Genomic DNA, 13473 nt, shown 5'->3' with positions numbered 1-13473 from the left:
GCGTTACAATTTCTAGTATACTCGGATAAAAAATCTCTATAAAATTCATTTCGGTTTCTTACATTTGAATCTATGAAAATATTTAAAATTGCTTTTTGGATTCTTTGGCGTATTTGGTTCTACGTTTTGATGGCGGTTCCGATATTAATTATGCTGCCATTTTTATTAATTTCTATTATCTCAGAAAAGGGATATCCGTATTTCTTTAAGATGGCTCGAATCTGGTCCAAATTTATCCTTTTCGGAATGGGCTTTTATTATACCGTAAAACGCGAACAGAAGCTCATTAAAGGCAAAAGTTATATGATCGTGGCCAACCACACCTCGATGACTGATATTATGCTTATGCTGGCTTTAATTAAAAATCCGTTTGTTTTTGTTGGAAAAAAGGAACTTGTGAAGATTCCGCTTTTTGGATTTTTCTATAAACGAACTTGTATTTTAGTTGATAGAAGCTCATCTAAAAGTAAAAACGAAGTTTTCAAAAGAGCTCAAAACCGATTAAATCAAGGTTTAAGCATTTGCATTTTCCCTGAAGGTGGAGTTCCAGATGACGAAAGTATTTTATTGGATGAGTTTAAGGACGGTGCATTCCGATTGGCTATCGAACATCAAATTCCGATTGTGCCGATTGTTTTTCCTGACAATAAAGAACGCTTTTCTTATACGTTTATGAGCGGAAGTCCAGGAAAAATGCGCGCGCGAATTTTACCTTTCGTAGAAACTGAAGGATTAACGATTGATCACAGAAAAGAATTGAAAGAACAAGTTAGGACTTTAATTTACAATGGTTTGATTGATTTTCAGAAATAACCATAAAAACATTATGTAAAATACAAAAAGCCGGTAGATTGATTAGATCTACCGGCTTTTTTTTGAATTAAAAACCCCCTATTTTTATTCAAAAGTTATTATCTGTGAATTATCTTTTCTGAAATAAAACGCAATACTTTTTTAAATTTCAATTTGGTTTTTCTTCGGTTTTTACTGTACAACAATTCTATTTTTTCTTTCATGGTTAAAAACATTAATGGTTGATAATAAAGAGTTTAGTTAATAACTCAAGTTAATGTCACATTATTATAGATGTAGGAAAATTTAAAAGGTTGCGTTGGAATTTAAAATTTAACAAAAACCCGTTAGTTTGAAGACCAACGGATTTTTTACTCAAATAACCAACCAACGTAAATTCTAAAAAAACCGCAAATTGATATATGGCAGTACCAATCATAAACTGCTTTTTTATACAGATGGAAGTTTGATCAAAAGGTTGCGTGAAAAGTTTAATTTTTTTTCAAAATAAAAAAGCCGAGTGATTTTTGTATCATCACTCGGCTTTTTAAGCGTCTTTTTTTGACTTATTTTTTAGGCATTTGCCAATTCTTTTATGTGTTCTTTAATTTTAATTTCCAGTTCTTCAGCAAGTTCTGGATTATCTTTAATTAAAGTTTTAACAGCATCACGACCTTGTCCTAATTTTGTATCACCATAGCTAAACCAAGATCCTGCTTTTTTAACGATATCAAATTCTACTGCTAAATCTAAGATTTCACCAGTTTTAGAAACACCTTCTCCGTACATAATGTCAAATTCGGCAGTTTTGAATGGCGGTGCCACTTTGTTTTTAACGATTTTAACTTTAGTTCTGTTTCCGATTACGTTTTCACCATCTTTAATTTGAGCAGAACGACGAATATCTAAACGAACAGAAGCATAAAATTTAAGTGCGTTACCTCCAGTTGTAGTTTCTGGATTTCCGAACATAACACCAATTTTCTCACGAAGCTGGTTGATAAAGAAAACCGTACAATTTGTTTTGCTGATAGTTCCAGTAAGTTTTCTCAAAGCCTGAGACATCAAACGTGCGTGAAGACCCATTTTTGAATCTCCCATTTCGCCTTCGATTTCACTTTTTGGAGTTAAAGCAGCAACAGAGTCAATTACAACAATGTCTATAGCTCCAGAACGGATAAGATTTTCGGCAATTTCTAAAGCTTGCTCTCCGTTGTCTGGCTGAGAAATAATTAAATTCTCAATATCAACATTTAATTTTTCAGCATAATTTCTATCAAATGCGTGCTCGGCATCGATAAAAGCGGCAATACCGCCAGCTTTTTGAGCTTCTGCAATCGCGTGAAGCGTCAAAGTAGTTTTTCCAGAAGATTCTGGACCATAAATTTCGATAATTCTTCCTTTAGGATATCCGTTTACACCAAGTGCTAAGTCAACTCCTAATGAGCCAGAAGAAATCGTTTCTACTTCTACAATGGCTCTGTCGCCCATTTTCATTACGGTTCCTTTTCCGTAGGTTTTGTCAAGTTTGTCAAGCGTTAATTGCAGTGCTTTTAATTTGGCTTCTTTGTCTGAACTCATTTTCTAAAATATCTAAATTATTAGTTTTGTCTTATTGGATAAAATTAAGAAAATTCTTTCTTAATTCTGGTTTTTATTTTTACAGTTTGTAAAATTACTTCTTTTTTAGAAGTTTGATTGTTCCAATTTGTATCAAAATTGGACTATAAAAATAAAGCTTTCAATTCTGTAGCATCTGATGGTTTTATTTTACCAGCAAGTAATAAACTCAACTGCTTACGACGCAACGCCGCATCAAAACGCTGGATTTCTAGTTCGGTTTCTGGTACAATTGCAGGAACTTCAACTGGTCTTCCGGTGTCGTCTACAGCAACAAACGTATAGATAGCTTCATTGGCTTTGGTTCTGTTTCCAGACTCGCGGTCTTCTACCCAGACATCTATAAAAACTTCCATCGAACTTTTGAAAGATCTTGAAACTTTTGCTTCTACGGTTACAACGCTTCCAAGCGAAATAGCTCTGTTAAAAGCTACGTGATTTACAGAAGCCGTTACAACAATTCGGCGCGAATGTCTGCGAGCGGCAATACTTGCGGCGCGATCCATTCTGGCTAATAACTCACCGCCAAAAAGATTGTTTAAAGGATTTGTTTCGCTCGGTAAAACTAAATCAGTTAAAATAGTTAAGGATTCTGAAGGATGTTTTGGATTCATTTTTTTTGAATAATAAAATTTATTTTCCGCAGTCTACAGCGATTTTTAATCCTTTCAAACTGTGAAATCTGTGGTATTTTTTTAATAATTGAGGTTGTTAATTCAACCAATAAACAGCCATTACAGCTGGTATAAAATAAATGACAATGGTTCTCGCACCATCGTAATCTTTAGCAAGTCTTTGTCCGAAAAGCATCATTAGCAAACAAATGCATGAAAAGATAGCTCCGTAAAAACCGAATTCTCTTCCGTTATTTGTGAATAATTGAATTGCTCCAACAACACATAAAATTCCAGAAATCAATTCTAAAATTAATAAATGCATTAGTGCTAACGGAACTTGATTTTTTAATGGAGTTTTGGCAAAATGCTCTTTCAGCCAAGCTACATTATCTTTCCAATAAAAAATTTTTTCGTAACCCGATTGTAAAAAAGTTAAAGCTAAAAAAGCTAAAAGTAAAATTGAGGCAACATTGTTCATTGATGAATTATTTTTTATGAATTAAACGAGTCAATTTGATCGATAAATCGGTAAGGATTATTTTTGCATTTCCATTTCTTTCAATGTGATACATCGCATCTGAAAGTTCTTTGAATATTTCGTGAATATTATTTCCGTTGACAAACGGTGCAAAATTTTCCAGTTTAAATTTATCCACTTTTGGTTCGATGTAAACCAAACTCTGAGCCTGATAATTGAGCATAAGGGCTTGACGGAACATTTCGATGCAATATTGAATAAATTTTTTCTGGCTTTCGCGGCCGAGCGCAGCAATCTGCTCGCTCCACGAAATTAAATCCTGAATTGCAGCGGCATTTCCTTTTGCTCGAAAAGCAGCTCGAACCCAATTGACAAACCATTGCTCAAAAGGAAGATCGTCATCGTCTTCTTTTAGCAAATGCAAGGCCTTATTAAAATTTCCTTGAGCTTGATGCGCAATTTTCTTAGCTAAATTGGGATCTATACTTTCTTGAGCAACCAAAGCTTCAGCGATCACTTTTTCCGGAAGTCCGCTAAAGTGGATTACTTGGCAGCGTGAACGAATGGTTTGGATAATATCTTCTTCGTTTTCAGAAATCAGAATAAACATGGTTTTGTCTGATGGTTCTTCTAAAAGTTTCAGCAGTTTATTGGAAGCAGCAATATTCATTTTGTCGGCCATCCAAATAATCATGATTTTGTAACCGCCTTCATAAGATTTTAGCGAAAGCGATTTTAAAACTTCCTGTGCATCTTCAACACGAATTTCTCCTTGTTTGTTTTGAACCCCTAGAATTTTGTACCAATCGAATAATCCTCCGTATGGCATTTCTTGGATAAAACTGCGCCAGTCTTGTATAAAATCTAAACTTTTCGGTTTTGTTTTTACATCTTCGGTGGTGACAGTCGGGTAAATAAAATGCAGATCGGGATGTGAGATGTTATCAAACTTTAGATTGCAGGAATCGTTTCCGTTTGAATTTTCATCGCCGGTATTGCCGCACAAAATATATTGAGCGTACGCAATGGCAGTTATTAATGTACCGCTTCCTTCTGGACCAACGAATAATTGTGCGTGAGGAATTCTACCAGAAGCAGCACTTTTTATCAAGTGGCTTTTGATGTAATCTTGACCTAAAATTTGAGAAAATTGCATAGGGCAAAGATAGAAGAAAATGTGTAGTCAAAAATTTTCGGAAGTAAGATTATTTATGGACTGTAATTTTGATTTTTTTTAGATCAGTTTCGACAGAATTTTGTTAATAAATATGTCCAAGTGAGTAAATATCAAGATGTTTTTGTTAATATTTTTTTTCGAAAATCGGTAAAAGGAGGTATTTTTTGATTATTTAAAGAGTTAATTTTTTATTTTTTATAGTCAATATCTTACTGTTTTAATATTAACAATTTTAACAAAAAGCGCGTTAAAACGCACATTTTCTCGACATAACGCTGGTTTTTAAGGTTTTTTTAAGGTTTTTTTTTGAAAAAAAAATCCATTCGAGTTGTTAATTAAGTTAATTTATATATTTTTGTTTTTATCAACAACCAATTATAAAATAAGAATCTATGAAAGGGAAAATTATTCTATTTAGTGCTTTTTTTATCTTAACTACTGCGGCTGTTTCGGCACAAGCTAAAAACGCACCGAGAAGTATTATCAGTACAACTGCTCTTATCCGTAAATACCATGATCAAAAAGAATTGAGTGGTATGCAGAAGGGAGAACTTTTGGAATTATACATCGAGCGTATTAAAGTATTAGTTAAAACTCTCCCTTACATTGCTTTGGTTACAAAACCTGGGGTTACTATGGCTGACCTTGGTATTCCAGACGATAGTGATCACAAAAAAATATTAGATGCTCAGGCAGTAGGTACATCAACATTCTTGGATACAACTGTAGAATTCCAAAGAAAAATGATGCCTTACTCTGATAAAGGAAATCTAATCGCTGCAATTTTGTTCTACGAAAGTACATTGAAATCATTACACGAGTTCAACGACTTGAACGAAATGTAATAAAGTTTTATCTTTTTAAAACCTTTTTGAAAGTGTTTACGTAAATGGATAAAATTTATTCGGACACTTTTGAGAAACATAATAAAAAAAGAACTCATTCTCGAGTATTCTGAGAAATTTCGGAAAACTCGAGAGGAGTTTTTTCATTTACGCATACCCAAATTTATTATTAACCGTAATACCCCCTTATCATGAAAAAAATTACTCAATTAATCTGCGTTCTTTTGACAGTGGCGAGTATGAATGCTCAACAAGAGAAAGGAATTATGGGCTACACCAATTGGTTAAACAACTGGACCGAGTTTAAGCCTAATAAAGTTGACTATGGAGAAGCAAACCAAATTTTGGCAGGAAATATTTCTGTTAATACTAAATTGCTTAAAAGAAATATTTACGTTTTGCAAGGAAACGTATATGTTACAAACAATGCAGTTTTAACTATTGAGCCAGGAACTGTAATTATTGGTGATTTCGAAACTAAAGGAACATTAGTAATTACTAAAGGAGCACAATTAGTGGCTGACGGTTTAGAAACAGATCCAATTGTATTTACTTCAAACCGCAGCATGAAAAAAGCTGGAGATTGGGGTGGAATCGTAATCCTTGGTGATGCACCTATTAATAAATTTGGAAATGTAGGTTCTTATAACCTAGATCTTGATCCAACAATGACTACTTACGGTGGAGACAACGTAGCTTCAAACTCTGGAATTTTAAGATTCGTAAGAATTGAGTTTGCTGGAAAAAAAGTAAAAGGTCTAGATACTTTCAATGCGTTGACACTTGCTGCAGTTGGAAACAAAACTGTACTTGAAAACGTTATGGTGAGCTACGCAGGAGGAGATTCTTTCGGAATCTTGGGTGGTGACTTAAATGCTACAAAATTCGTTTCTTATAAATCAGTTAACGATGACTTTAAATTTTCTCAAGGCGCGCAATGCCGTTTCTTCAACTCTCTAGCAGTTAGATCTTCTTACTTCTCAAGTACTAAAGATGGATCTCGTTGTATGGAGGTAAGATCTTTTGAAAAGAAAAGTGAAACAGACTTTACTAAAAAACAAACGCTAGTTGTTGCTAGCAATATTACTATGGTTAACGACAGTGAAAATATTAAAGCTGATATTCAAGCAGGTTTAGTAAAAGAAGCTGTATATGTTGCAGAAGGCGCTTCTCTTGAAATGAAAAGAAGTGTAATCTCTGGATTTAACCCTGCAGTATTATTGGACAGCAAAACTGAGATCAATGATGCCAACCTTAAAAAAATCAAATTTGAAGAAATGTACTTTAACCTATGTAATGGAAACATCTTTACAGAGTACAATTCTAACAATGAAGATTTAGAAAGCTGGTATGGAAACAGTGTTTTCTTTAATGTTTACTCTCAAAGTGATAACAAAGAAACATTCATTGACATCTTCAATCCTAAGAAACCTGATTTCAGATTACAATTAGGAAAAATCACAGCTTCTAGCGGCAAATAGACATAGTTTCGATTTTTATTTCCCTCGCGTAAATTTTATTAATTAAGTCCCCAGACACAATTTATGTATCGTCTTACGGGCCCAAATAAAGATCAAGACATAATGGTATCTACGAAAAAATATTTTTTATATATAATATTTTTGGTTTCGCCTATATCGTTAACTCTATATGCACAGAACACGGCAGAAAATCCTACTAAGGCTGCTGTTTCTGAGTGTGGTTTAACGGCTTGCAATAACCAAAACAACAACATTGCTGTTATTGAAAACGGCAAAACAAGTAATTTAAATCAGTCTATAGTAGGGATTTCCACCCCCAAGGAAAGCCTTACTATAGCGGCTGAGTCAAATACTGTATCTAATAATTGCGAAGAAAATTCATCATTTGCGGCAACTTCAATTATTGCAAAAGAAGTAATTGAAAACTACAAATATGATTTCTCAGAAACATTTATAGATATTCTGTTTTTTGAGCGTATAGATCTAGCAAGAACACGCACTATATGATTCAAAAAATTACTTTATCTTTTTTTAAAGTTATAATACTATTTAGCATACTATTATTTGCTAGATCGAATTCTTATGCCCAAACTATAGTGCCTCAGCAATTAGATGGACTAGAAAAGCTTTGTGCAGGGAATTCGTTCAATGAATTTTTTGCAACTTTTAGTTATGTTGATTTTCCTGCAGGAACTACTTTTCAGGTAGAACTTTCAGATAATACAGGCAGTTTTACAACTCCCACTTCGACTACAACACTTCAAGTAATAAATACATCAGCAACACAGCAGACTATTAAGTTTGCTGTGCCTGCTGATTTAACAGGTTCTGATATTTACAGTTTAAGAATTAAAAGTTCGACCGGTGCAGTAAGTCAAAGATTTAGAAACTCTTTAGGAAATACATCTTTTGGAGCTTATTTTAAATCTTATGAAGCTTCGTATTTCATTAATGATAAAAATACCACTGCGGCTATCTGTTCTTCGGGGAGTATAACATTATCTGTTTATAATGAAACACCTTCTAACACAAATTCATCACCTGCAAATTTTCCAAAACTAAAATATAGATGGTTTAAGGATAATGTCGTTATTTCTGGACAGTCTGGCACTTCTTTAGTAGTTAATGCTCCAGGACAATATTATTCTGAAATTGATTATGGTGTATGTACGGAAGCAAATATTAGTTCTAATAGAGTTGATGTTGTTTCTTCTAGTTCAGGTTCTGCTGTTACTATTACTTCTAGTCTAGGAAATCCATTTTGTGCAAGTGGTACAGGAACTGTTTTAACTGCAACATCAGGAAACAAGTATCAATGGAAAAAAGACGGTAATAATATCAATGGCGCTACTAATAGAACCTATTCAACAAATGAATCAGGAGTTTATTCTGTAGAAGTCGATTTTGGAGGATGTACCGCTATAGGAAGCATTAATCTTCAAAGCAATGGTTTCAATGCAAGTATAGATGCTGAGGACGGATACAAATTAAGTGAAGGAGAAACTGTAACGGTTAGCATAACAACAGATGCTGTAGATCCTACTTATGAGTGGTATTTGAATGACAACTTAATTCCTAACGAAACTTCAAGCTCTTATGTAGTGGCCGTAAAAGGTAACTATAAAGCTAAAGTTTCTCAAGCATCTGGATGTATTGCTACCAGAGAATTTTCATTTAGAATAAACGGAGAATCTGGCCCGTCAAGTGTTATTCCAAACATTATAAAATTAGGAGGACCAATTCCTTATTGGAATATTCCAGATGAATATAAGAATGCAAATACAAAAGTAATGATCATCAGTTCAAACGGAGATATGGTTTTGGATGTGGTGAATTACCAAGGCGATTGGCCTCAAAACAATATAGATTTTAAGAATGTAAATCCAGTTTATTACTATGTTATTCAAGGCGATGCAGGTGAAAAAAAAGGATCAATAACCGTGATTAAATAATATGAAGAAACTTTTACTATTCATCACTTTATTTTACGGTTTATCTAATGTACTCTATTCTCAAGAAGCTTCTGAGGATGGAGTTGTTTCGTTTTCGTTACCCATAAGAAATTCTTTGAAATTCAATAGATATTTGATCAACCCGACATTTAGTTTTGTTCGTGAATCAAATCCATATATCAGTTTTTATAACAAAAGACAATGGACACAGTTTGAAAATGCTCCTAATACCTATGTTTTTGGTTATTCTGGACGTTTTAGAGAAAACGAAGCTTTTGCAGTTAGTTTGTTTCAACAGAATTATGGTTTAATGACCGTTTTTGGTGGAGTAGCCAATTTTGCTCACAATATTGTTCTGGAAGAAGACAGTAATTTGACATTTGGTTTAAATGCAGGCTTTTATCAAAGCGGTATAAACACTGGAAAAATTATATCAGATGATACCACTATTTTGAATGGAGATTTTCCAAAAAGCACGCTTCTTACTATTAACCCTGGTATTAATTACGGAACTGCCTTTTTAGATTTCGGATTGTCTATTAACAATTTAGTGCTTTATAATTTAGGATCTGGAATGGTAAAAGAAGATCCAGAAAGAGCTATTCAGCTGCATGCAATGTACACAGGATACATTGACAGTTATGGCTTTTTTGACAGAAGTAAATTTTCTGGAATTGTTAGAACAGAAATTAAAAAAGATAAAACAGTTATTTCGGGTCTTGGAATGCTGGCACTTCAGCAAGGAGTTTGGGCACAAGCAGGATATAACACATTATATGGAGTTTCTGCAGGACTTGGGGTTAATATCTCTCCAAGTATTGCTATTGAATACAATTACGAAAGAGGGATGGGCAATTTCTCTAATTTGGGCGGTTCTCACGAATTTGCTATTGCCTATAAATTCAAAAATAGAAATTACTATTACGGAGATGATGAGGAAGGATCTTTAATTGATCCGTCAAAACCAAAACCAGTACCTGCTAAGCCAAAATCGCAAGCAACTCAAGTTAACAGAACTGAAATTACTGAAAAGAATAGGTTAGCTGCAGAAGCAAAAGCAAAAGCTGATGCGGAAGCCAAACAAGCAAGATTGGCTGCTGCAGAAAAAGTTAGAGCTGATGCAGAAGCTGCAGCCAAAGCAAAATTAGAAGCAGATAATAAAGCTAAAGCAGATGCTGAAGCTGTTAAGATAAGATTGGCTGCCGAGGCAAAAGCCAAAGCAGATGCAGCAGCGGCTGCAAGAGCGCAAACAGCAACAGCAAATAGAGCAGTTGCCGCGACACAAAAAACACAAGCGCAACTGGCAGCTGACAAAGCAAGAGCAGATGCAGAACAACGCAGAATAAAATTAGCGGCTGACAATAAAGCTAGAGTAGATGCAGCAGCGGCGGCGAGAGCACAAGCAGCAGCAAACAAAACAGCGGCTACTCCAGCTCCGCAGAAAACACAAGCGCAATTGGCAGCTGATAAGGCAAAAGCCGATGCGGAAGCAATGAAATTGAAACTAGCTGCAGATGCAAAAGCGAAAGCAGATGCAGAAGCGGCAGCTAAAGCAAAAACGGAAGCAGCAAATAAACCAGCAGCTCCAGCTCCGGCTCCACAGAAAACGGCGGCACAGTTAGCAGCTGATAAAGCTAAGGCAGACGCTGAAGCTGCAGCAAAAGCTAGATTAGCTGCAGCTGAAAAGGTAAAAGCCGATGCAGAAGCAGCAAGACAAGCTAGATTGGCGGCTGCAGAAAAAGCTAAAGCAGATGCAGAAGCAGCAAGATTAAAATTAATTGCTGACAATAAAGCCAAAGCAGATGCAGCAGAAGCAAAACGCAAAGCAGATGCAAAAGCAAAAGCTGAAGCTGCAGATATGCAGTCCATATTAGCAGCAGATGCTAAAGCAAAAGCGGATTCAGATGCATTGCAGGCAAGATTAGCTGCAGAAGCAAAAGCAAAAGCGGCTGCAGAAGCTAAAACTAAAGCTTCTATTGATGCAGCGAACAAAGCTAAAATCGCTGCAGACCTTAAAGCAAAAGCAGCAGAAGAAGCAGCACTAAAAGAAAAAGCAGCGGCCGAAGCAAAAGCGAAAGCAGACGAAGAAGCAAGACAAGCGCTTATCGCTGCAGAAGCCAAAGCCAAAGCAGATGCAGAAGCATTAAAAATAAGACAAGCAGAAGAAGCACGTCAGGCACAATTAGCAGCTGAAGCAAAAGCCAAAGCTGATGCGGAAGCACTTCAAGCTAAATTGGTAGCAGACGCTAAAGCGAAAGCCGACGCAGAAGCTGCAGCTAAAGCAAAACTAGAAGCAGACGCTAAAGCCAAAGCAGATGCTGAGGCAGAGAAAATAAGATTAGCAGCAGAAGCAAAAGCGAAGGCAGATGCAGAAGCAGAAACAGCAAGACTAGCTGCTGAAGCAAAAGCAAAAGCAGATATGGAAGCATTACAAGCTAAACTGATTGCCGATGCAAGAGTAAAAGCAGATGCTGAAGCTACAGCTAAAGCGAAAGCGGAGGCAGAAGCTAAAAAATTACAAGAAGCAGAAGATGCACGCCAAGCGAAATTGGCAGCAGATGCGAAAGCCAAAGCCGATGCAGAAGAGTTGAAAGCAAAACAAGCTGCTGAAGCAAAAGCGAAGGCAGATGCAGAAGCTGAAAAAGCAAGATTAGCAGCTGAAGCAAAAGCCAAAGCAGATGCGGAAGCATTACAAGCGAAACAAGCTGCTGAAGAAAAAGCAAGAGTGGAAGAAGAAGCTCGCCAAGCTAAATTAGCAGCAGATGCTAAAGCGAAAGCCGACGCTGAAGCACTTCAAGCGAAACTTGCGGCAGATGCTAAAGCCAAAGCAGATGCAGAAGCATTACAAGCGAAACAGGCTGCTGAAGAAAAAGCTAGAGTTGAAGAAGAAGCTCGTCAAGCGAAATTGGCAGCTGATGCTAAAGCAAAAGCGGACGCAGAGGCACTTCAAGCGAAACTTGCGGCAGATGCTAAAGCAAAAGCAGATATGGAAGCTTTACAAGCAAAATTACTAGCTGATGCAAAAGTAAAAGCGGATGCAGAAGCAACAGCCAAAGCGAAGGCAGAAGCAGAAGCTAAAAAATTACAAGAAGAGGAAGATGCTCGTCAAGCGAAATTAGCAGCAGATGCAAAAGCGAAAGCCGATGCGGAAGCAGAAAAAGCAAGATTAGCAGCGGAAGCTAAAGCAAAAGCCGATGCAGAAGCATTACAAGCGAAGCAGGCTGCTGAAGAAAAGGCCAGAGTGGAAGAAGAAGCCCGCCAAGCTAAATTAGCGGCAGATGCTAAAGCAAAAGCGGACGCAGAGGCATTAAAAGCAAAACAAGCAGCTGACGAAAAAGCGAGATTGGATGAAGAAGCTCGTCAGGCAAAATTAGCGGCCGATGCAAAAGCTAAAGCCGATGCTGAAGCGCTTGAAGCAAAACTTGCAGCAGATGCAAAAGCCAAAGCAGATATGGTGGCTCTTCAAGCTAAACTTTTAGCAGACGCTAAAGCGAAAGCCGATGCAGAAGCTACGGAGAAATTAAAAGCTGAAGAAGAGACTAGAAGATTAAAAGAAGAGGAAGAGCGCCAAGCGAGATTAGCAGCAGAAAAAGCGAAAGCCGATGCTGAAGCAGCAGCTCTAGCGGCAAAAGCGCAAGATGATACAGGAAAAGCAATAGAAAACTTGACTCAGTCTGTTGAAAGCACACGTAAGCTGCAGAATGATTTATTAGATCAGTTTAAAGCAACTGTTGCGAATAAGCAAAAAGACTTGAACGATTTAAAAGAGGAGAATGACTTAAGTGAAAAAGGTATTTATAAAGAGCCAAAACCATTTAAGAGTGTAGCGGCAGAAAACAGTCTGATTGAATCATTGAAAGTTCAGATTGCGGATGCCAATAACAGCATGAAAAATGAGATTGCGAAGTTGACGAACCTTTATAACGAAAGAAGTAAAAAGTTCCCTAAAGATGATCCTTTGAATAAAGCTTATCTAGAAAAGATAAACGAATTGAAAGCAGCTCAGTTAAAAATGCAAGCAGAAGGCGCTGCTTTAATTGCCGATTTAGAGCGTATTAAAACAGAGACTGAAATCGAGCGTAAACGTAGAATTAAACGTGCCGCTTATGAGAATGATGAAGGAAGATATGCGCAGGACGTTGCCGCTCTTAAACGAATAAAAGAGACGACAAAATTGAGCAGCACACCATTAACATCAAGTGATTTTGATTTTGGTGAAGAGCAGTCGAATATGCAGATTATTAAGAATATTAAAAACTCTGATAGCGGCTATTATTTAATTGTTGCAGTTCATAACAGCGTAGAGAAACGCGATGAGTTCCTTACAAAAGCAGTTGCTGCGGGACGCTCAGACATCAATTTCTTTTACAATGTGACAACAAGTAAATATTACATCTATTATGAGAAGTTTGATGGTTTACAAGAGGCAACAAAAGCTTTAGAAGCTAAAGGAAATAAACCATACAACGGAAGAATGGCCATTGTAAAAGTGGAAAATTAGTAAAAACAGT

Annotated in this window: 10 protein-coding genes; 6 read left to right on the top strand and 4 right to left on the bottom strand. The window is 36.3% G+C overall.

Annotated features, from left to right (window positions below; genetic code table 11):
- Positions 1–72: 72 nt before the first annotated feature.
- Entirely contained in the window at positions 73–813 is a 741-nt protein-coding gene (locus tag Q9Q97_RS02160; RefSeq protein WP_306153967.1) for a 1-acyl-sn-glycerol-3-phosphate acyltransferase, read from the top strand.
- Between the two features lie 552 nt (positions 814–1365).
- Here Q9Q97_RS02160 and recA read toward each other — a convergent pair.
- The 4 genes from recA to Q9Q97_RS02140 form a co-directional block, all read right to left on the bottom strand.
- Positions 1366–2373, bottom strand: a complete 1008-nt coding sequence (recA, locus tag Q9Q97_RS02155; protein WP_125718440.1) for a recombinase RecA — start codon at positions 2371–2373, stop codon at positions 1366–1368.
- A 143-nt stretch (positions 2374–2516) separates the two neighbouring features.
- Positions 2517–3026 (bottom strand): acyl-CoA thioesterase, encoded by a 510-nt coding sequence (locus Q9Q97_RS02150; RefSeq protein WP_111284243.1) that lies wholly within the window; start codon positions 3024–3026, stop codon positions 2517–2519.
- A gap of 97 nt (positions 3027–3123) precedes the next feature.
- Complete coding sequence (locus Q9Q97_RS02145) at positions 3124–3507, bottom strand: DoxX family protein (protein WP_306153962.1); 384 nt, start codon at positions 3505–3507, stop codon at positions 3124–3126.
- Between the two features lie 7 nt (positions 3508–3514).
- The gene (locus Q9Q97_RS02140; protein ID WP_306153960.1) at positions 3515–4663 is read right to left on the bottom strand and encodes a DNA polymerase III subunit delta'; all 1149 of its coding nucleotides are present in this window, start codon (positions 4661–4663) and stop codon (positions 3515–3517) included.
- 413 nt (positions 4664–5076) lie between these two features.
- Here Q9Q97_RS02140 and Q9Q97_RS02135 point away from each other — a divergent pair, with 413 nt between their 5' ends.
- From Q9Q97_RS02135 to Q9Q97_RS02115, 5 genes are all read left to right on the top strand, one after another.
- Positions 5077–5529 (top strand): hypothetical protein, encoded by a 453-nt coding sequence (locus Q9Q97_RS02135; protein WP_306153959.1) that lies wholly within the window; start codon positions 5077–5079, stop codon positions 5527–5529.
- A 191-nt stretch (positions 5530–5720) separates the two neighbouring features.
- Positions 5721–7010 carry a hypothetical protein gene (locus tag Q9Q97_RS02130; protein WP_306153957.1) on the top strand — a complete coding sequence of 430 codons (1290 nt, stop codon included), beginning with the start codon at positions 5721–5723 and terminating at the stop codon, positions 7008–7010.
- A gap of 102 nt (positions 7011–7112) precedes the next feature.
- Positions 7113–7517 carry a hypothetical protein gene (locus Q9Q97_RS02125; RefSeq protein ID WP_306153955.1) on the top strand — a complete coding sequence of 135 codons (405 nt, stop codon included), beginning with the start codon at positions 7113–7115 and terminating at the stop codon, positions 7515–7517.
- On the top strand, positions 7514–8962 hold the full coding sequence (gene sprC / locus Q9Q97_RS02120) for a gliding motility protein SprC (protein ID WP_306153953.1): 1449 nt from the start codon (positions 7514–7516) through the stop codon (positions 8960–8962). Before Q9Q97_RS02125 ends, sprC begins: the two co-directional genes overlap by 4 nt.
- A 1-nt stretch (position 8963) precedes the next feature.
- Positions 8964–13463, top strand: a complete 4500-nt coding sequence (locus Q9Q97_RS02115; protein ID WP_306153952.1) for a type IX secretion system membrane protein PorP/SprF — start codon at positions 8964–8966, stop codon at positions 13461–13463.
- Positions 13464–13473 lie beyond the last annotated feature (10 nt).

This window comes from Flavobacterium sp. DG2-3, from assembly GCF_030730925.1.
Lineage (GTDB): Bacteria > Bacteroidota > Bacteroidia > Flavobacteriales > Flavobacteriaceae > Flavobacterium.
Note: the sequence above shows the minus strand (reverse complement) of the source record. Positions and strands in the feature narration are given on the sequence as shown.